17 protein-coding genes and 1 pseudogene are annotated in these 19729 nt (G+C 40.8%); 11 read left to right on the top strand and 7 right to left on the bottom strand.

The window, feature by feature from the left end:
• Positions 1–197 precede the first annotated feature (197 nt).
• Both MAE_RS32260 and cdd read left to right on the top strand, forming a co-directional pair.
• Positions 198–399 (top strand): annotated as a pseudogene (locus tag MAE_RS32260) (helix-turn-helix domain-containing protein); the annotation flags it as partial.
• A complete protein-coding gene (gene cdd / locus MAE_RS13895; protein WP_012266153.1) occupies positions 398–799 on the top strand; it encodes a cytidine deaminase in 402 nt (133 codons plus the stop codon). The pseudogene MAE_RS32260 and the gene cdd, both read left to right, overlap by 2 nt.
• 140 nt (positions 800–939) lie before the next feature.
• Here the strand turns inward: cdd and MAE_RS35055 are convergent, their stop codons facing one another.
• Entirely contained in the window at positions 940–1119 is a 180-nt protein-coding gene (locus tag MAE_RS35055; protein WP_050766294.1) for a hypothetical protein, read from the bottom strand.
• Between the two features lie 367 nt (positions 1120–1486).
• Positions 1487–2752, bottom strand: coding sequence for a YcjF family protein (locus MAE_RS13885; RefSeq protein WP_012266151.1), 1266 nt, complete (start codon positions 2750–2752; stop codon positions 1487–1489).
• Positions 2753–2810: 58 nt separating this feature from the next.
• Here MAE_RS13885 and MAE_RS13880 point away from each other — a divergent pair, with 58 nt between their 5' ends.
• Positions 2811–3986: a DUF4336 domain-containing protein gene (locus MAE_RS13880; protein ID WP_012266150.1), complete on the top strand. Its 1176-nt coding sequence runs from the start codon at positions 2811–2813 to the stop codon at positions 3984–3986.
• 58 nt (positions 3987–4044) lie between these two features.
• On the top strand, positions 4045–4353 hold the full coding sequence (locus tag MAE_RS13875) for a hypothetical protein (protein ID WP_002798015.1): 309 nt from the start codon (positions 4045–4047) through the stop codon (positions 4351–4353).
• 77 nt (positions 4354–4430) lie between these two features.
• Here MAE_RS13875 and MAE_RS13870 read toward each other — a convergent pair whose 3' ends face one another.
• The 3 genes from MAE_RS13870 to rpmB form a co-directional block, all read right to left on the bottom strand.
• On the bottom strand, positions 4431–5567 hold the full coding sequence (locus MAE_RS13870) for an amino acid ABC transporter permease (protein WP_012266149.1): 1137 nt from the start codon (positions 5565–5567) through the stop codon (positions 4431–4433).
• Positions 5568–5774: 207 nt separating this feature from the next.
• Entirely contained in the window at positions 5775–6041 is a 267-nt protein-coding gene (gene psaK, locus MAE_RS13865; protein WP_002734065.1) for a photosystem I reaction center subunit PsaK, read from the bottom strand.
• A 144-nt stretch (positions 6042–6185) separates the two neighbouring features.
• A complete protein-coding gene (gene rpmB / locus MAE_RS13860; RefSeq protein WP_002732080.1) occupies positions 6186–6422 on the bottom strand; it encodes a 50S ribosomal protein L28 in 237 nt (78 codons plus the stop codon).
• A 169-nt stretch (positions 6423–6591) separates the two neighbouring features.
• On the opposite strand from rpmB, the gene MAE_RS13855 reads away from it, so the two are divergent.
• The 5 genes from MAE_RS13855 (at position 6592) to ispF (ending at position 16817) form a co-directional block, all read left to right on the top strand.
• On the top strand, positions 6592–9789 hold the full coding sequence (locus tag MAE_RS13855; protein WP_012266148.1) for a type ISP restriction/modification enzyme: 3198 nt from the start codon (positions 6592–6594) through the stop codon (positions 9787–9789).
• A gap of 751 nt (positions 9790–10540) precedes the next feature.
• Entirely contained in the window at positions 10541–13357 is a 2817-nt protein-coding gene (gene secA, locus MAE_RS13850) for a preprotein translocase subunit SecA (protein WP_012266145.1), read from the top strand.
• Positions 13358–13966: 609 nt separating this feature from the next.
• The gene (locus tag MAE_RS13840) at positions 13967–15154 is read left to right on the top strand and encodes an AAA family ATPase (protein ID WP_012266144.1); all 1188 of its coding nucleotides are present in this window, start codon (positions 13967–13969) and stop codon (positions 15152–15154) included.
• A gap of 24 nt (positions 15155–15178) precedes the next feature.
• Complete coding sequence (locus tag MAE_RS13835; protein ID WP_041804122.1) at positions 15179–15790, top strand: DUF4276 family protein; 612 nt, start codon at positions 15179–15181, stop codon at positions 15788–15790.
• Positions 15791–16337: 547 nt separating this feature from the next.
• Positions 16338–16817, top strand: coding sequence for a 2-C-methyl-D-erythritol 2,4-cyclodiphosphate synthase (ispF, locus tag MAE_RS13830; RefSeq protein WP_012266142.1), 480 nt, complete (start codon positions 16338–16340; stop codon positions 16815–16817).
• Positions 16818–16839: 22 nt separating this feature from the next.
• On the opposite strand, the gene MAE_RS13825 is transcribed toward ispF, so the two are convergent.
• Positions 16840–17058: a type II toxin-antitoxin system HicA family toxin gene (locus MAE_RS13825; RefSeq protein ID WP_004160901.1), complete on the bottom strand. Its 219-nt coding sequence runs from the start codon at positions 17056–17058 to the stop codon at positions 16840–16842.
• A 3-nt stretch (positions 17059–17061) separates the two neighbouring features.
• Positions 17062–17316: a type II toxin-antitoxin system HicB family antitoxin gene (locus tag MAE_RS13820; RefSeq protein ID WP_002743455.1), complete on the bottom strand. Its 255-nt coding sequence runs from the start codon at positions 17314–17316 to the stop codon at positions 17062–17064.
• Positions 17317–17466: 150 nt separating this feature from the next.
• Between MAE_RS13820 and MAE_RS35740 the strand changes: the two genes are divergently transcribed.
• Both MAE_RS35740 and argS read left to right on the top strand, forming a co-directional pair.
• Positions 17467–17598, top strand: coding sequence for a hypothetical protein (locus MAE_RS35740; protein WP_269453990.1), 132 nt, complete (start codon positions 17467–17469; stop codon positions 17596–17598).
• Positions 17599–17621: 23 nt separating this feature from the next.
• Entirely contained in the window at positions 17622–19379 is a 1758-nt protein-coding gene (gene argS, locus MAE_RS13815) for an arginine--tRNA ligase (protein ID WP_012266140.1), read from the top strand.
• Positions 19380–19729: the final 350 nt, after the last annotated feature.

Genomic DNA, 19729 nt, shown 5'->3' with positions numbered 1-19729 from the left:
ATGGATGCAGTTTTTGCGGTGAAAATGAGCAACTAGCCTGAGTTCGAGGTCGGCTAAAACTCTGAGACTATCGTCGGCTGAAAGTTCGATGTAGAAGTCATGGTAAAAGATACTTAAACAAAACTGATCTTAAATCGCCAATTCAAAAATGAAACGCACGACTCCTTAAGAGTTGACAGAGAAAGGCTCATGAGGTATTGTCCGATCAATGCAACAACAAATCCCAAAAACTAAGCCACCAACATCTTAACATAGAACAAAGAAACTTGCTCTACCAACCTAGTCAAGAGGGAAATTTATCTCAACGGCAAATGGCCGTCTTGCTCGGATGTCATCAAAGCACGACCAAAGGGATAATTAAGAAGTAATCAAAGTTGCCTCGGATGCTATCTAGCCGATGACCCTATCTGAACAAGAAAGACAACAACTCTGTGACACTGCTCGGGAAGTGGCGAAACTTTCCTATTCTCCCTATTCCCGTTTTCGGGTGGGGGCAGCGGTCTTGACAGATAAAAAGATTTATGCTGGTACTAATGTGGAGAACGCTAGTTATGGCTTGAGTTTATGCGCGGAAAGGGCAACTTTAGCGCAAATAATCGCAGCGGGCGATCGAGAAGTACGGGCGATCGCTATAGCCTGTATCGATGGGAAGGATGATATTAGTCAGTTAACTCCCTGCGGAGCCTGTCGTCAATGGATAGCCGAATTAGCGCCGCAAGCAGAGATTATTATCTGTGGAACCCAGCAAAATTATCGTTTTAATCTCTCGGATTTACTGCCTTTTTCCTTTCGTTTTTAACTGTGGGTAAAGTATCGGGGTTAAGGTACTACAACAACGGCTAAGATAACTGGTATAAGAGCCATGATCTGACAAAACATTAGTATCTAGTAAATACTTGAGAGTCATAAATGAACATCTCTCCCGGTTGAGTTGTCGCGTCAATTATCAAAAGTATCATCATCAAGACTTGCCAAATCTACCCTTTGCCTAAAATCTTGCAAGGCTGACCAAAAATCATTAACCTCTCTAATTTCTACTAATACCTCTTCATTATCGGGAAAATCAACTTCCTCTAATAACTCAATAATTTTGCCTTTTTTAATTCCTTTAACTAACATAATATCAACTCCTTCTAAATGACTCGATTGTAGAATTTAACATAGAGAGAATCATCAAAAATAGTTTTTGCCTCCTCAAATGAGACTTCGTATTTTGATAGATTGCATTCTGCCTTATTCTTATCCCAGTCAAACTGCATAAAGCCATTATACTGCTACTCACTGAAACTCATGGCACATTTTTTATATGTTTTGTCTATTACTTGAACGGGATATATTCAACTGTATTGAACCATAGTTCTGGTTGAGAAGCCCAAGTAAATTTCCAGTGGAGCTAAAGCTGACGAATGTTACTAAAATCTCGCTAACTTGAAGATATGCTACTTGTCTTAGGCTGCTTTATCTCCAACACTTAAGGGGCTAATAACTAGATTTTATCTCCTCCCGTAGCGACATTTTTAAATCTTTCTTGGGCAGCAGAAAAAGCCTCTTTCATCACTCTTTGAATCCTCTTAGGATCGGGTTTTTTACCCCCCATTAAATCGCCAAAATAGACACAAGCACCCTCTCCTAGGGCCCAGGTATAGGCAGCGGACCAAGAAGCGGCGATCACACTGCCAAAACCGGGGATAAATTTCACCAATTCCCGACCGATGGCCTGGGCCAAAAAGCCGCCAGCGATCGCACTGACGACTCCGCCGGCTTGGGATGGGGTTAAGACTTGACCGTATAATTTGCCTAAAACCCCCACCATTGACACTTGTAGGGCGGTTAACACGGGCATAGTCGCTAAGGGTAAGGGAATCGCCGCCAAGGTCGCCGCTATCACGGAAAAGGCTAACATATAGCGTCGGGCCACGTCCCGATAGAGATGGCCTAATTTATCGCTGGTTTCCCGATCTAAAAGTTGGTGGATGGTGTTAGCCTCGGCTTTTGGCAATAAATCGGCTAAATTGTCTCTAAATGCCTCTAAACCGTAAAAAACAGGGTTGTAACCGTCTTCCTCTAGGGTAAAGTCTATTATCACAGAATTGTCGTATAAATCCTTAAAAGTTTCTTTAATTTCTTGATAGGCGCGATTGATATCCTCGAAATCGGGAGGATAAGGGGGATGATCGGCGATATTAGGAGGATAAAGCTGATGAAGGCAGGTTACAGCCAGTAAACAGGGGATTTTAGGGTATTTTTGCCGCAGTTGTTTGGTAATTTCCAGGAGGCTATCGGTGGCAAAATCATTAATTTTTACCGTCACGATAAAAACCTGGGCGCGTCCCGTGTTTTCGGCTAAATCTGCTAATAATTCCGCGATTACCGTGTCTGTGTGTTGATAGGCATCCCCTAACCCCACCGTATCGGTAAAAATCAACAGGGGTAAGTCTTCCGCGGGGTAGGTGTAGCGCTGGGTGTTTTGGGTGTGGGGACGGAAACCTTGCCCGACGATTTCCGCCGAAACTCCCGTTATTCCCCGAATAATCGAACTTTTTCCCGTTTGGGGTTTGCCGATTAACAGCGCCTCGGTGGTGGGTAATTCTTGACGGACTTTTTCTAAAATTTCCGCTACTTGACTATCACTGACACTAAACCACTGGAGGACAGTATTAGTCAACTGGTCGATGGGGAGTCTTTTCATCACTTCCCCCGTGAGACTATTCCAAGTATTGACCAAAGAATCAATGGGCAGTTTATCAGTCATGGGGATTAGAAAGGTTTATGATAACTAAAATAGAGATTTTCAGCAATAGAATCAGACGATGACAAAAGCCGCAATAACTCCGCAAGATTTATCATGGCCTTTTTGGCCAATTGTACCACTTTATCCCTATGGTCAAAGACGGACAATTCGCCAAGAAGTGGTGAAAGATACGCTCTGGACATTTGAGCAATTGCAGGGTATTTTTTATGTGGTCGTGCCGATTCGCATGACGGTAATTAAGTTAGCATCTGGGGGTTTATTTGTTTATGCACCAGTGGCCCCGACTCCTGAATGTATTCGCTTAATGCGTGAGTTGGAAAGTCAACATGGGGAAGTTAAATATATTATTTTGCCGACGATTTCTGGGATTGAACATAAGGTTTTTGTCGGTCCTTTTGCCCGTTATTTTCCTAAGGCTATAGTTTATGTTGCTCCTAATCAATGGAGTTTTCCTCTTAATTTACCTTTGAGTTGGTTGGGTTTACCGGCAAAACGAACGGAAATTTTACCTGCTGACTCGGCAACCACTCCTTTAGGAAAAGATTTTAGTTATGAAATTTTACCCGCAATTGATCTGAATGTGGGATACTTCTCGGAAGTGGCTTTTTTTCATCACTACTCTCAAACTCTGCTGCTAACCGATGCCATTATTTCTATCCCAGAAAATCCTCCCGCTATTTTAGAATTAGACCCCTATCCGCTGCTGTTTCACGCTAAAAATAGTGCTAAGGATTTGGTGGAGGATACCCCAGAAAATCGCCGTCGGGGTTGGCAAAGAATTTGTCTTTTTGCTCTTTATTTTCAACCTCCTGTTTTAGCTGTTCCCAATTGGATTCAGGTGTTTAGAGATGCTTTTACTGCTAAGGAAAAGAGTAAAAAAGCCTATTTTGGTTTATTCCCTTTTCAATGGGGTGATGATTGGCAAAAGACTTTTTTAAATTTGCGTCGAGAGGGGAGGTTAATAGTCGCGCCAATTTTGCAAACTTTGATTCTTAATCGCACTACTGAGGAGGTTAGTCAATGGGTTGATAGAATTGCCCAATGGCCGATTAAACAGGTTATTCCTTGTCATTTTGCTAGTCCGATTCAAGCTGATAGTCAAGAGTTTCAGCAGGCTTTTTCTTTCTTGTCAAAAGATTCTTATTTACCTAAAGATGACTTGGAATGTTTAGAAAGTATTGATAGTTTTTTAGTGCGCTGGCGATTGACTCCTCCTCCCGATAAAAAATTGTAATTTATGGCTAAGAACTGCTATAATATAGGCGGTTGTTAGTTGATTGCTAATCAAGGTCATGCAAATTCCCGAAAATCCCAGTAATGATGACATCAGAGCGGCGTTGATTCAATTAAGTGATGAAGTTAGTGATTTGCAAGAAAAATTCAGCCAATCACAGGACGCATTCAGTAAGTGGCGAGATGAAATAGGACAAAAAATTGATCGCATAGATTATAAATTTGATGCCTATCAAAAAGGTACAGACGGTATGGTGAGAATGGCTACTACTATCATCATTGCCACCGCTTCTGTGGTGGTTTTATCTAGTCTTAGTCCTGCGGTGACAGCAATTATCACCGCTTTATATTCTGCTAATGCTCATTAATTAATTTATCGCTAAATTCTGGTGCGTTAGGCTACCTTTTGGTGCGATTCGGTACGTTAGGCGCTTGCTAACACACCCTATCTTTCCTGAATTTTTACCCGTTTGTTTAATTGATTCATAGTCAAGGAAATCACCAGATTAAAGAATAAATAGGTGGCCATAACTACTATTAACATTTCTACAGCTTTTCCCGTCTGATTAGCGATGGTACTAGAGATAGCATAAATATCATTATAACCAATAGCGATCGCTAAACTAGAGTTTTTAACCAGGTTTAAACATTCATTAGTTAAAGGAGGAATAATCACTGGCAAAGCTTGGGGAAAAATTACTAATCTCATCACTAATAAAGGTTTTAATCCCAAGGCTTTAGCTGCTTCCCATTGTCCCCGATTAACCGATTGAATCCCCCCCCGTACCGTTTCCGCAATAAAGGCAGCTGTATAAACAGTTAAACCGATTAAGAGAGTAGCAAACTCAGAAGAAAGATGTAAACCGAAGTCAATATTTTGATTAAGAGGATTAACTTGGGGACTTTGCCATTGTAAACCCCAAATTAGGGGAATTATAACTAGGATTAGTAGGCTAGTTAGGCATAAACTAAGTTTATTTTTTAGGTATAAAAATACTGAGAGAATTATTCCTAAAATCATTATAGCTAAGGCTAACCATGTCCTGAAACTATTGGCGGGAAAAGGTAAATAGACTCCTGAGTTATTTAAAAATACACTGCCAAAAAACTCTAAAGATTCCTCAATTTTCGGCAGTTTCAGAAACACAGCAAAATACCAGAAAAATAATTGTAATAATAGAGGAGTATTGCGAATAGTTTCCACATAAATTGTTGCTAACTGACGAATTAACCAATTATCCGACAAGCGACCTAACCCGATGACTATTCCCAGACTAATCGCCAAAAATATGCCACTAATCATAATGCGGAGGGAATTAAGCAATCCCACCAAAAGAGCGCGAAAATAGGTATCGGTGGGACTGTAGGCAATAGGAGAGTCACCAATAGCAAAAGAAGCTGGTCGGTCGGGATCAAAGAGAAATCCAAAGCCAAAACTTAAGCGTAGGCGTTGGAAATTAATCACTAAATTGCGACCAAAAAACCAGAAAATTAGGCAGACAATTAGCAGGATAATTACCTGTAGAAAAATCTTCTGAAATCGCTCATCGTACCAAAAAGAATTTTTTTGAGGTAGAGTCATATTTATTAAGTAGCTGGTTCTAATTAAATCCCCCCTATATCCCCCCTTGATCCCCCTTGATAAGGTAGGGTTGATTCATGAATCAACCCTACCCTTGATAACGGGGGTGTCTGATAATTTTTAACACCTACCTACTTATATAGTCCAGAATTTTTAACAAAAGAAATCGGTGACTTTTGGCCACCGATTGAGAAAATCAAAACATATTTAGATAACTCCGAGACGGGAGAGACCGAGGATGACACCGGCACCGAGTACATGACCAAAACTGGTAGTACCTAGTAAAGCGCCTAATCCCATACCACCGAATAAAGCGGGGGAAGGTAAAGCAGGACCGACATTTTGTTGTTTAATAGTCGCTTTACCGAAGGCAATAGCGAGAATATTGCAGATAATCATGACAATCGCCACTTTGGGACTCCATTCGCTGGAACCTTGTACGGCGGTGGCGGCCATTAATAGGGTTGAATACATTGAAATTCTCCTGAACAGGTCGTTTTAAGTTTTTAATCTTAAAGGTAGTTTTCACCCCACATCACGCCCTGTTGCAATACTTAATAATCAAAAGCAGAGGAGTCAACGATAGGGTCGATTCGTTTCCACTTCTGAACTACTCGCTTAGTACAAATTCAAGTTTAAGCCTACTTCTCTAGCGAAGACGGCTAATCCTTTCTTTTCAATGGTTTTGATAGCTTTGGTGGAGATGCGTAGTTTTACCCAACGGTTGCCTTCCGACCACCAAACTCTTTTCCATTGTAGGTTAGCTTCTTGTAATTTTTTGGTGCGACGGTGGGAGTGGGACACCGCATAGGCGTTATTGGCCTTTTTCCCCGTCATAGTACAGACTCTAGACATAATTTACTCCTGTGCGATCGATGTTTGTCAATAGTCAACCTTTCTAGTTTAACTCAAATCTCGCCAGAAGTCCCCTTAAACGGGTATAACTTGAGCAGCAATTGAGAACATTGGGGCTAAATGAGGTTATATTTTATCTATAGAAGAACGTTTGTATGTCGCAACGATAATGAGTAACTCACTGCCAAAATATCTAGAGGAAATCACAGGCATTTATCAACAGGGTAAGGCCACAGAACACAGTTATCGTCCTGCTTTAAAAAAATTAATTGAATCCCTAAATAATAACCTACAAGCTCTCAATGAACCCAAAAGGATTGCTTGTGGCGCTCCGGATTTTGTGATTAATCAGGGTATGGTAGAAGTTGGCCATCTGGAAGCAAAAGATATCGGAACTTCTCTCAAAAAGGTTGAAAATACTCCCCAAATAAAACGTTATTTACAGGCTTTGGGTAATTTAATTATCACCGATCATTTAGAATTTCGTTGGTATGTATCGGGAGAATTGCGTCTATCAGCTGCCGTGGCAAGTCTTAATCAAAAAAAGCAAATTAAACCTGATTCCCAGGGTATTTTACAAGTAGAACAATTGTTCTGTCAGTTTTTCCTCTCAAAAGTTATTCAGATCACAACACCGCGAGAATTAGCCAAAAAAATGGCCGCTTTAGCGCAGTTAATTAGAGACGCAATCGGCCAAGCTTTAAAAGATCAAGATTGTGGGGGAATGTTGCGGCAACAATTGCAATCTTTTCAACGAGTTTTAATTAGTGATCTCAATGAAGCGCAGTTCGCGGATATGTATGCACAAACAATCTGTTATGGTTTATTCGCAGCACGCTGTAATACGGATCAAATAAGTTCTTTTTCCAGGGAAACGGCGGGATTTCGACTACCGAAAACTAACCCTTTTTTGCGGGGAATTTTTCATCAAATTGCTGGTACAGAATTAGATGAGCGGATTACTTGGGCCGTGGATACTCTAGCGACTATTTTACAACAAACGGATATGGAGGGGATTCTCGGCAGCTTTGGAAAACGCACGCGCAAGCAGGATCCTGTAGTTCACTTTTATGAGACTTTTTTAGCCGAATACGATAGTAAAATGCGTGAGTCTAGGGGGGTTTATTATACCCCTGAACCCGTGGTTTCTTACATGGTTCGCAGTGTGGACTATATTCTAAAAAATAAGTTTCAGATTCCTAAAGGTTTGGCCGATGCCAAAAAAATTACGATTAAAAATCCTAATAATAGCCAAGAAACTCAGGAAGTTCACCAAGTTTTAATCCTCGATCCTGCTGTGGGAACAGGCACTTTTTTACACTCTGTTATCGACCATATCTATGATAGTTTTCGTCAACAGAAAGGGATGTGGTCTAGTTATGTCAGTAAACATTTATTACCCCGTCTCTTTGGGTTTGAATTACTGATGGCTCCCTACACCGTAGCACACATGAAATTAGGTTTACAACTTCAGGAATTAGGCTATGATTTTAGTGCCGATGAACGCTTGGGAATCTATCTCACCAACACCCTACAGGAAGCTTTTCAAATTCCCCCTGCTGATGGTTTTTTAAATCGTATTCGCGATGAAGCAGCCGCGGCAAAAGATGTTAAGCAAGAAATGCCAGTTATGGTGATTTTAGGCAATCCACCCTATTCCTATCAGTCGATGAATACTGACCCTTGGATTGTGAATTTGGTTAAGGATTATTATCAATTAGATGGAAAACCATTGGGAGAGAGAAACCCTAAAGGTTTATTAGATGATTATGTGAAGTTTATTCGCTTTGCTCAGTATCGGGTAGCGGAAACTGGTTATGGAGTTGTGGCGTTAATTACAAATCATGGTTATTTGGATAATCCCACTTTTCGGGGAATGCGTCAAAATTTGATGCAGACTTTTGATGAGATTTATGTTTTAGATTTGCATGGGAATAGCAAGAAAAAAGAAGTTTGTCCCGATGGTTCAACCGATCAAAATGTGTTTGATATTCAGCAAGGAGTAGCGATTGCGTTTTTTATTAAGTATCAAGATAGTCAGCAAGATTTAGCGCAGGTTTATCATGCTGATTTGTGGGGTGTTAGAGAGGTTAAAGAGCATAAGGAGTTAGTTGGGGGTAAGTATTATTGGTTAGATGAAAATGATATTAGTTCAACTGAATGGGAAATTATAAATCCCAAATCAGATTTTTACCTATTTAATCCTCAGAGCAAAGTCTCATCTGATGAATATCAAAAATATTGGGAACTTGATACAATCATGTTGACAAACGGTTCTGGTATCAAAACCCATAGAGATCACTTTGTCTATGATTTTGATAAAGCTAAATTAATCGAGCGAATCAATGACTTTAGAAATACACTTATAAATGATTCAGAAATAAAAAATAAATATAAGTTGGAAGACAGTTTAGATTGGAATTTAAATCAAAAGAGAAAATCTTTTACATCTGAATCTAATTGGCAATCTTATTTCACTCAATGTTTATATAGACCTCTTGATATTAGACCTTATTATCATCATGATGCTTTAGTAAATCGGTTGAGGCATGAAATAATTCAGCATACGATGAATAAGAATAACATTGGTATAGGTATAGGTCGTCAAGGAATTGCGGTTAATGATCCTGAATGGGCCTTGATTACTGTTTTTGAGAATGCCATTGATACTAATATTTTTAGAAGAGGTGGAGTTAATATTTTTCCCCTCTATCTTTACCCAACCAATACCCCAACGCTATTTGACACAGAACCAACCAACTCGCCAAATGGTCGCCGTCCCAATCTAGCGCCAGAATTTATTAACAAACTTTCGGCAAAACTTGAATTAGAATTTATCAGTGATGGCAAAGGAGACGAAAAGAAAACCTTTGGACCAGAAGACATTTTTAACTATATCTATGCGGTCTTTCACTCTCCCCAATATCGCCAACGTTACGCCGAATTTTTAAAAATAGACTTTCCTCGCGTTCCTCTCACCAGTAATAAAGAATTATTCTGGGAATTAGTCAAAAAAGGTGACAGATTAGTACAGTTACACCTGATGAAAGCAACGGGAAAAGAAATTAGTAGCTATCCCGTGGCGGGTTCTAATCTAGTCGAACAGGTGAAATATGACGAAAATAAACAACAAATTTCGATTAATTCTGACCAGTATTTTGCGGGGATTCCGCCTCAAATTTGGAACTTTTATATCGGCGGTTATCAAGTGTGTCAGAAGTGGCTAAAAGACCGCAAAGGTCGCCACCTTAGCTACGATGACCTAGAACATTATCAACAAATTATCTCCATTTTGGGCGAATCGATCGCAATTATGGAAACTATAGATATAATTATCCATAAATATGGTGGTTTCCCCTTTAGTTAAGCCACCGGTGAGAGAAGATTAACTCTAAATCCGTTGACTATAGGCTACATATTGGGAGAGGCAAAAGGGAGAATAAATAATCAGTACAGGTGCAAGATTTTGAGAGAATCGTGCTTCAAAACCTTGGGTTTTCATCGGCCCGCGTCCTGTAGGGGCGAAGCATTCGGGCAATAACCTATCGGTGAAACCGTAGATTTTCTATCCGAATGCTTCGCCCGTACTTTTTGCCGCAAACCCTAGATTGATATTTTATCGCAGGTTTCAACCACAGATAAAGCGTCTTCTAGGTTATATTTATTAGGGTTTTTCTTCCTTTTTTGTTGCGGTTGCCTTTTAAATTTATATTGAAATGTCTCAAAAATTTTGGCGTTGTCAAATTGAAAGATGCTCCGAATCAGCACCGGAACTGAAATTACTTTGATAGGAAAGATTACATGGCATCTTGACAATTAGTGTTTAATGAACGAATAGTGCCGATAGTTGGGCTTAAGTGGGGAACAAGAGTCGCTCGATTTAGCAGTGGAATTAGCCCTACAATCGGCGTAGGGCTAATTCATGAATTAGCCCTACAATCGGCGTTGTCAAATTGAAAGATGCTCCGAATCAGTTGGGAGCATTGCATCTTTCCTCTTCTGAATCTGACAACGCCGTCCCTGTTCACCGATAAATGATTCTCCACTCCCAACGAGAGTGATACAATTGTTAACACCACAGACCAAGAGCCAATCGAAGCGAGAGAATAAAAACTGCTATGTTAAAAGCCCTACTCGGAGACCCCAACGCCCGCAAAATTAAAAAATTTCAGCCCCTCGTCACCGAAATCAACCTGCTGGAAGAAGACATTAAAAACCTGTCCGATGAGGAATTAAGGAGCAAAACCAGCGAATTTAAGGAAAGATTAGACAAAGCCAGAAATTATGACGAAAGAGAGGAGATTCTCGAGGAAATCCTCCCCGAAGCTTTCGCCATTGTCCGGGAAGCGGGAATCCGAGTCTTAGGGATGCGTCACTTTGACGTGCAGTTATTGGGGGGAATGGTACTGCACAAAGGACAAATCGCCGAGATGAAAACCGGGGAAGGAAAAACCCTGGTTGCCACTCTCCCCGCTTATTTGAATGGATTGACCGGAAAAGGGGTTCACGTCGTCACCGTTAACGATTATCTCGCCCGTCGTGACGCGGAATGGATGGGGCAGGTACACCGCTTTTTAGGGTTAAGTGTGGGACTAATTCAAGCCGGCATGAGTCCGGAAGAAAGAAAGAAAAATTATGCCTGTGACATCACCTACACCACTAACAGCGAACTCGGCTTCGATTATCTGCGCGATAACATGGCTACAGTGATGGGGGAAGTTGTCCAAAGACCCTTTAACTACTGCGTTATCGACGAAGTGGACTCCATTCTTATCGATGAGGCCAGAACTCCATTAATTATATCAGGACCGATCGATCGACCCACAGAAAAATATATTCTCGCCGCCGAAATCGCCAAGCAATTAGTGCGCCAAAAAGTAGAAGACGGACCGGGAGACTACGAAGTTAACGAAAAAGACCGTAACGTTTTAATGACCGATGAAGGCTTTAAAAGAGCGGAAGAACTATTAGGAGTTACCGATTTATACGACCAAGAAAATCCCTGGGCGCACTATATTTCTAACGCTATTCGTGCCAAAGAACTCCAGAAAAAAGACGTTAACTATATCGTCCGCAGTGGTGAAATTGTTATTGTTGATGAGTTCACGGGACGGGTATTACCGGGGCGACGTTGGGGCGATGGTTTACATCAGGCAGTGGAGGCTAAGGAAGGGGTGGAAATTCAACAGGAAACCCAAACCTTAGCCACGATTACCTATCAAAACTTTTTCCTACTCTATCCGAAATTATCTGGCATGACCGGGACGGCCAAAACCGAAGAAACGGAACTAGAAAAAGTCTATAACCTGCAAGTAACAATTATTCCCACTAACCGCGTTTCTCGTCGGCAAGATTTAGCCGATGTGGTCTATAAAAATGAACAGGCAAAATGGAACGCCGTCGCTGAAGAATGTCAACAAATGCACGAACAGGGTCGCCCGGTTTTAGTCGGTACCACCAGTGTGGAAAAATCGGAAGTGCTTTCGCTTTTATTACAGGGAAGGAATATTCCCCATAACTTACTTAATGCTCGTCCGGAAAACGTGGAAAGGGAATCGGAAATCGTCGCCCAAGCAGGCCGGGCCGGGGCCGTAACCATTGCCACGAACATGGCGGGACGGGGAACCGATATCATCCTCGGTGGTAACTCCGACTATATGGCCCGATTGAAAATTCGCGAGTATTTAATGCCGAAATTAGTTATGCCCGAGGATGACAATTTGGCCTTTAGTTTACCCAGTTTAGGAGAACGCAATCGCCCGCAAGGATTCGCCCCGGGTAAGAAGAAAAAAAACTGGCGTGCCTCGGCGGAAATTTTTCCCACCGAGTTACCGAAAGAGGTAGAAAATGCCCTGAAAGAAGCGGTTAAATTTGCCGTTGATACCCACGGAACTCAAAGTTTACCCGAATTAGAAGTAGAAGAAAAAATCGCCATCGCGGCCGAAAAAGCTCCCACGGATGACCCGGTTATTCAAAAGTTACGGGAAGTCTATAAATTAATTCGCAAAAGTTATGAAGATTACACGGGTAAAGAACACGATGAAGTAGTAGAAAGGGGCGGACTGCACGTTATCGGGACGGAACGCCACGAATCCCGCCGTATTGACAACCAATTGCGAGGCCGGGCGGGCAGACAGGGCGACCCCGGTTCTACACACTTCTTTTTAAGCCTAGAAGACAATTTATTGCGGATTTTTGGTGGCGACCGCGTGGCGGGTTTAATGGATGCCTTCCGGGTGGAAGAAGATATGCCCATTGAGTCGGGAATGTTAACTCGTTCCCTGGAAGGCGCGCAAAGAAAAGTGGAAACCTTCTATTATGATGCCCGGAAACAGGTGTTTGAATACGACGAGGTGATGAATAATCAACGACGCGCTATTTATGCCGAACGTCGTCGGGTTTTGGAGGGGATGGACTTAAAAGAACAGGTGCTGCAATACGCCGAAAAAACCATGGATGAAATCGTCATGGCTTATGTTAATCCCGAACTGCCGGCGGAAGAATGGGATTTGGAAAAACTGATTAGTAAATCTCAGGAATTCGTCTATCTGTTGGCAGATATTACCGCTAAAGATGTCGAGGAGATGAGTGTTAATGATATCAAGATGTTCCTACACGAAGAAGTTCGCAAAGCCTACGAAATTAAGGAACGTCAAGTGGATAGTATTCGCGCCGGTTTAATGCGCGATGCCGAACGTTATTTTATCCTGCAACAAATCGATATGTTATGGCGCGAACACCTGCAAGCTATGGAAGCTTTACGCGAGTCGATTGGTTTACGCGGTTACGGTCAAAAAGACCCCCTAATTGAGTATAAACAGGAAGGCTACGAGATGTTTTTAGAAATGATGATTGATATCCGTCGTAACGTGGTTTATTCCCTGTTCCAATTCCAACCGCAAGGACAACCCCAAGCAGTGGCTAGTGAACAGTAAAAATTAAAAGTTGGCTGAAATTGGGGAGAATTGGCTAAGGCTGATTCTCTCATTTTTTTCTACCGAGAAATCAGTCACCCACAATCCACACTAGGACGAAAATTATCAGTCCGATTACTCCATAGGACAACAACGACCCCAAAAAATTGAGGATTTGTACGGGAAAATGAATCAAAACTTGGTAAGTAAAATCGGCAGCTGCCAGCAAGGCAGCGAAAAACATAATCACAAGTGTTATCATAATTAAATCTTCTCATTCTGATAGAATAAATGGCTATCCTTTGCGGTAATCGACAGTAGATGGTCAGAAGTTAGGAGATTATCCCCAAGAAAAAACTCGGAGTGCGGTAGAATCGGGAGAGCGTTGGGTTTCATGCTTCAACCGTTCGGCAAAAGCTCACGGCCGAAGCCCAACCTACGTTCTTGTTAAATAAGATTTAGTATAACTCGATCGCTGTTAAAATTGCGGTAGAATCAGGAGAGCTAATTTGCTATAACCAGTCCAGAAGAGCGAGATTACTAAAAATTGACCAGTTTTTTGCGGGAACTGGGAAAATTAACAGCTAATCTGGGACAAGACGAGCTAAAAGCAGCAGAGAGCAACAATCAATGTCTAAAAACTCTATACCTCGAATCGAAAATCTGCGCGTGCAAAATTACCGAGCTTTACAGGACTTAGAATTAAAAAGCATTACTCCTTTAACCGTTTTTCTCGGTCCTAATGGGAGCGGAAAATCTACCATATTTGATGTCTTTGCTTTCCTCTCTGAATGTTTTACTGTTGGTTTAAAAAAAGCTTGGGACAGACGGGGAAGATTTAAAGAATTAAGAACCAGAGGACAAGAAGGTTACATCATTATCGAATTAAAATATCGAGAAAAATTGGCATCACCTTTAATTACCTATCATTTGGCTATTAATGAAGCTAACAATCGCCCTTATGTTGCCGAAGAATGGTTACAGTGGAGACAAGGAGCGAAGGGCAAACCTTATCGCTTTTTAGACTTTAAAGAAGGGGGAGGAATAGTGATTAGTGGAGAAAATCCCAAACCAAAAGATGAACGAATCTCTGAACGATTAGACTCCCCGGAATTTTTAGCTGTTAGTACCCTCGGACAATTGGCCAAACATCCCCGGGTTAGTGCTTTGCGTCGTTTTATCACAAGTTGGTATCTTTCCTACTTAACCGCAGATAATACTCGCACTCAACCAGAAGCAGGAGCGCAAGAAAGATTATCGCCAACTGGTGACAATTTACCTAATGTTATTCAATATTTAAAAGAAGATCATCCTCAACGATTAGAATCTATTTTACAAACCCTTTCTCGTCGAATTCCCAGATTAGAAAAAGTAGAAGCATCTATTATGCCGAATGGACAGCTTTTACTTCAAATTAAAGACGCACCTTTTCAAGAGCCAATTCTTGCCAAATTTGCCTCCGATGGCACTTTAAAAATGTTGGCTTATTTAACTATATTATATGATCCAAGCCCTCCGCAATTACTGGGAATAGAAGAACCAGAAAATCATCTTCATCCCCGTTTATTACCTGAATTAGCAGAAGAATGTCGGGCAGCGACCGCAAGTACACAATTAATGGTAACAACTCATTCTCCCTTTTTTGTAGATGGTTTGAAACCAGAGGAGGTTTGGGTACTTTATCGAGATGAAAATGGTTTTACTCAAGCTAAACGTACTTCAGCAATGCAAGGAGTTAAGGAATTTATTCAAAATGGTGCTTTGTTGGGTCAATTATGGATGGAGGACTATTTTGATGTGGGTAATCCTAGCATTTAAGTTTAATAGCAAAGGAGGGAAAAAGTGCATCTTGAATTTTTAGTTGAAGAATTTTCTACCCAAGAATGTTTAAATCAAATTTTACCTAAAATATTATTTGAGAATGTCACCTATAAAATTCATGCCTTTCGAGGTAAATCCGATTTAATCAAAAAACTACCGGAGCGATTAAAAGGCTATCAATGCTGGATACCCGATGATTATCGAATCATTATTCTTGTAGATAGAGACAATGAAGATTGTCAAATGCTCAAAGAAAAGTTAGAAAATATTGCCCAACAAACAGGACTGATCACCAAAACGATTAGTGAAGATAAAAAAACATTTCAGGTGTTAAATAGAATTGCTATAGAAGAACTAGAAGCTTGGTTTTTTGGTGATATTCAGGCTATAGTCTCAGCCTATCCCAAAGTTTCTACTAATGTGGGACAGCAAGCAAAATACAGAAAACCCGATGAAATTACGGGGGGAACTTGGGAAAACTTAGAAAAGATACTTCAAAAAGCTGGGTATGATCGAGGAGGTTTAGAAAAAGTGAAAGCAGCCCGAGAAATTTCTCAATTTATGACTCCTGCTCATAATTGTTCTCCTAGTTTTCAGATTTTTTATCAAGGTTTATTGGCGATGATTAGCTAAGGATATTTAGGAAAGTAAATGATGAAACTGCTAGATCACTGTCAAGGATAAATCGATTTTTAACTGTTGAATAAATTGTTGCATAATTGTTCAAAATTCGGTGTTTAACTATAGCGTTTCCTAAGCTAGTAAGGTACACCTATTTTTCTTCCCTTTTGCATGAGTGCCTAAAACCCATAACTTTTGTACCTCAGCAGACTGAAAAACGCTATAAATCTTATTTAAAAAGAACGTAGGTTGGTTTGAAGCATGAAACCCAACCCTCTCCCGATTCTACCGCAATTTTAACAGCGATCGAGTTATACTAAATCTTATTTAACAAGTATAGAGTGGCAAGTGGGAAGTGGGTTTTTAAAGTTGGATTGGCAGTTAATGATACTATCAAAAATCAATTTAGTATAAGCTTTCATTGTATTGGGAAAAACTTCAGCAGAATAGTTCATCCTTCCTAGCTAATTAACTAATAAGGACAAGTTAGGGAAATCTTTTCCCTAACTTGTTCCCTTTTGCGATAAGATAATTAATATAACTTCAAGGAGACTGCTCTATGAATATTCGTATTGGTAACGGCTACGATATCCACCGATTGGTAACAGGAAGACCTTTAATTTTAGGAGGAGTAGAGATTGCCCATACTGTCGGTTTATTGGGTCACAGTGATGCCGATGTCTTAACCCACGCTATCATGGATGCCATGCTGGGGGCGCTTAGTTTAGGCGATATCGGTCATTATTTTCCCCCCACAGACCCACAATGGCAAGGGGCGAATAGTTTAAAATTATTAGAACAAGTTAATCAATTAATTATCGATAAAGGTTGGCGGATTAATAATATTGATTCGGTAATTATTGCCGAAAAACCGAAAATGAAACCCCACCTTATTGCGATGCGAGCCAAGTTAGCAGCAACTCTCAAGATTAATCCGGACCAGGTGGGAATTAAAGCCACTACTAACGAACAATTGGGACCGGTGGGACGAGAAGAAGGTATCGCAGTTTATGCCGTGGTTTTATTGGTTAAGCAGTAGGTTAAATGCGGTGTTTTCCCTGCTATTTTCCCAGCCATTCTTCTCTGGTAATACCCGCTTGATTGAGAATGCGTTTTAACAGTCCTACCCCTATTTCACCTTGATGGGGATTGGGGATAATTATCGTTAAATTATCCCGACGCATTTGAGGGTGTTTACCCCCAGCGTAGGGACCGTCAAACCCAAGTTCTCGTAATCTTTGAACTAGATTAAGCCATGATACGGCGGTTAATTTAGGCATATCTTAAATTGAAGACATGGGTTGAGGAAGGAGATTAAGATCTATTCCTGCTAACACTGGAATCGGCAAACCTAAACACAGACGCAAAGCAATCCAATCGCTTAAAGCTTCGCGCAATTCTTGCTGGCAATCTTCTAGATTGGCGTGATTTGCCCAAACTCCCTGAAGGGGTGGAATTTCACCCCAATAAGTGCCATCTTCTTCAATGATTTCGTATCGAGCTAATGCCATCGCTTGATCAATATAACTGGCTAACATGGTTGTACTATTGGTAAAGCTTACTTACTATATTAAAGCAAATGTTTCCCAGCAGCCAGCTGCATTGGATTCGTCTTCAGATTATGATAAGGTAAGATGGTCAATAACCTGATTTATCTGGAGTGTTAATCTCCTTGGCTCGAAACTATAATGAATACACCACAAAAGATTATCACAAAAGTCTTGAAAGAATACCATCAATCGGCATCTTCAGTAGCTAATTCGACCCATAATCTGGTTACTGCTAGGAAGCTAACCGATTCCTTCTCAATTTTTGTCTAATCCCTAATTGCTAAATTCTCTCTATGACTGCCATTATCCAACAAATAAAAGAACGCTTTTCCCAATCCCTAGTTAAATCCTTTGGGGAAAACTTCGCTGATACCGATCCTCTAATTGTGGCCGCTAGTAACCCCCGTTTTGGCGATTATCAATGTAATATTTCCCTCTCTTTAGCCAAAGAATTAAAACAAAAACCGCGGGAAGTGGCGGCGACTTTACTAAAAAATCTAGAGATAGATGATCTCTGTCAAACCCCCGAAATTGCCGGACCCGGTTTTATTAATCTTACCCTTAAACCCAGTTATCTAGAAACCCAATTAAAAGACCTAATTACTGACAACCGTTTAGGAGTTGCCACCGCTAACCCCAGTCAAAAAATTATTGTCGATTTTTCCAGTCCCAATATTGCCAAAGAAATGCACGTCGGTCACTTGCGATCGACTATAATCGGTGATTGTATTGCTCGGATTTTGGAATTTCGTCATCATCAAGTAATTCGTCTTAATCACGTCGGGGATTGGGGGACTCAATTCGGGATGTTAATCACCTATTTGCAAGAAGCTTATCCTAGTGCTTTAACCCAAGCAGATGCCCTAGATTTAGGGGATTTAGTTAGCTTTTATAAAAAGGCCAAAATTCGTTTTGATGAAGACGAAAACTTTAAAGAAACTGCCCGTCAAGCTGTAGTAAAATTACAGTCGGGTGATCCTCAAAGTCGTCAAGCATGGCAGTTACTTTGTCAACAATCACGACGGGAATTTCAGAAAATCTATGATATTCTCGATATAAAACTGACCGAAAGGGGGGAATCTTTTTATAATCCCTACCTGGAAGCAGTAATCAGAGAATTAGATCAACAGGGATTGCTAACAGAAGACAACGGTGCTTTATGCGTCTTTCTCGATGGTTTTACCAACAAAGAGGGGGAGCCTTTACCCCTAATTGTCAAGAAATCCGACGGCGGTTATAATTACGCTACCACCGATTTAGCGGCAATTTGTTATCGAGTGCGTGAAGATAAGGCCGAAAGAATAATTTATGTTACTGATGCTGGACAAGCTAACCATTTTGCCCAAGTATTTCAGGTGGCTAAAAAAGCGGGATTTTTACCCGATAATGTGGCAGTGGTTCACGTCGCTTTTGGATTAGTTTTAGGGGAAGATGGTAAAAAATTAAAAACTCGTTCCGGGGAGACGGTAAAATTACAAGAATTACTCGATCAAGCGATCGCCTGTTCCCTGGCTGACTTAGAAAAAAGACTGGCAAGCGAGGAAAGAGAAGAAACCGGCGATTTTATCGCTAAGACTGCCGAAACTGTCGGATTAAGTGCCGTTAAATACGCCGATCTCAGCCAAAATCGCCATAGTAACTACGTTTTCAGTTACGACAAAATGCTCAATCTGCAAGGCAACACCGCCCCCTATATGCTGTACGCTTACGCTAGAGTCCAGAGTATCAGTCGCGAAGGTGGTATTAATTTTCAGGATTTAAGTGCCAATTCATCGCTAATTCTCAAGGATGAAAGCGAATTAATTCTGGCTAAACAATTACTGCAACTGCCAGAAGTAATTAGTGCCGTGGAAGAGGATTTATTACCCAATCGTCTATGTGATTATCTTTACGAACTCAGTAAAAAGTATAATCGTTTCTACGAGAATTGTCCCGTTCTGAAAGCAGCAGAACCGATTAAAACCTCTCGTTTATTTTTGTGTGATTTAACGGCAAGAACCCTAAAATTAGGCTTATCTCTCCTGGGAATCCCCGTTTTGGAAAGAATGTAAATCAGTTATCAGTTATCAGTTATCAGTTATCAGTTATCAGTTATCAGTTATCAGTTCACCGTTTACTATTCACAGCAAAAAACTACCCAATTTATAATTTATAATTGATAATTCATAATTCCCACACCCCACACCCTACACCCCACACCCTACACCCTACACCCCATACCCCACTTCTTGGATTGCGTATCTTTGACAAAACTGGGTGCTATTTTATACCCAGAAAAAGTGTACTATGCTGACGTGAAAAAACCTGACTTTTTGCTAACCTAGTAATAGCTCTAATCAGAGCCAATATCTTTGGGTGAAGCTTAGAGATTAATCTAGTTAACTCACTGGTGACGTTATCT

Source organism: Microcystis aeruginosa NIES-843 (assembly GCF_000010625.1).
GTDB lineage: Bacteria > Cyanobacteriota > Cyanobacteriia > Cyanobacteriales > Microcystaceae > Microcystis > Microcystis aeruginosa.
The sequence above is the reverse complement of the archived record's forward strand: the minus strand, read 5'-3'. Positions and strand labels throughout refer to the sequence as shown.

Coding starts and splice junctions, on each gene's coding strand:
- cdd (WP_012266153.1), top strand. CDS start 398: ATGACCCTATCTGAACAAGAAAGACAACAACTCTGTGACACTGCTCGG.
- MAE_RS35055 (WP_050766294.1), bottom strand. CDS start 1,119: ATGTTAGTTAAAGGAATTAAAAAAGGCAAAATTATTGAGTTATTAGAG.
- MAE_RS13885 (WP_012266151.1), bottom strand. CDS start 2,752: ATGACTGATAAACTGCCCATTGATTCTTTGGTCAATACTTGGAATAGT.
- MAE_RS13880 (WP_012266150.1), top strand. CDS start 2,811: ATGACAAAAGCCGCAATAACTCCGCAAGATTTATCATGGCCTTTTTGG.
- MAE_RS13875 (WP_002798015.1), top strand. CDS start 4,045: ATGCAAATTCCCGAAAATCCCAGTAATGATGACATCAGAGCGGCGTTG.
- MAE_RS13870 (WP_012266149.1), bottom strand. CDS start 5,567: ATGACTCTACCTCAAAAAAATTCTTTTTGGTACGATGAGCGATTTCAG.
- psaK (WP_002734065.1), bottom strand. CDS start 6,041: ATGTATTCAACCCTATTAATGGCCGCCACCGCCGTACAAGGTTCCAGC.
- rpmB (WP_002732080.1), bottom strand. CDS start 6,422: ATGTCTAGAGTCTGTACTATGACGGGGAAAAAGGCCAATAACGCCTAT.
- MAE_RS13855 (WP_012266148.1), top strand. CDS start 6,592: ATGAGTAACTCACTGCCAAAATATCTAGAGGAAATCACAGGCATTTAT.
- secA (WP_012266145.1), top strand. CDS start 10,541: ATGTTAAAAGCCCTACTCGGAGACCCCAACGCCCGCAAAATTAAAAAA.
- MAE_RS13840 (WP_012266144.1), top strand. CDS start 13,967: ATGTCTAAAAACTCTATACCTCGAATCGAAAATCTGCGCGTGCAAAAT.
- ispF (WP_012266142.1), top strand. CDS start 16,338: ATGAATATTCGTATTGGTAACGGCTACGATATCCACCGATTGGTAACA.
- MAE_RS13825 (WP_004160901.1), bottom strand. CDS start 17,058: ATGCCTAAATTAACCGCCGTATCATGGCTTAATCTAGTTCAAAGATTA.
- MAE_RS13820 (WP_002743455.1), bottom strand. CDS start 17,316: ATGTTAGCCAGTTATATTGATCAAGCGATGGCATTAGCTCGATACGAA.
- MAE_RS35740 (WP_269453990.1), top strand. CDS start 17,467: ATGAATACACCACAAAAGATTATCACAAAAGTCTTGAAAGAATACCAT.
- argS (WP_012266140.1), top strand. CDS start 17,622: ATGACTGCCATTATCCAACAAATAAAAGAACGCTTTTCCCAATCCCTA.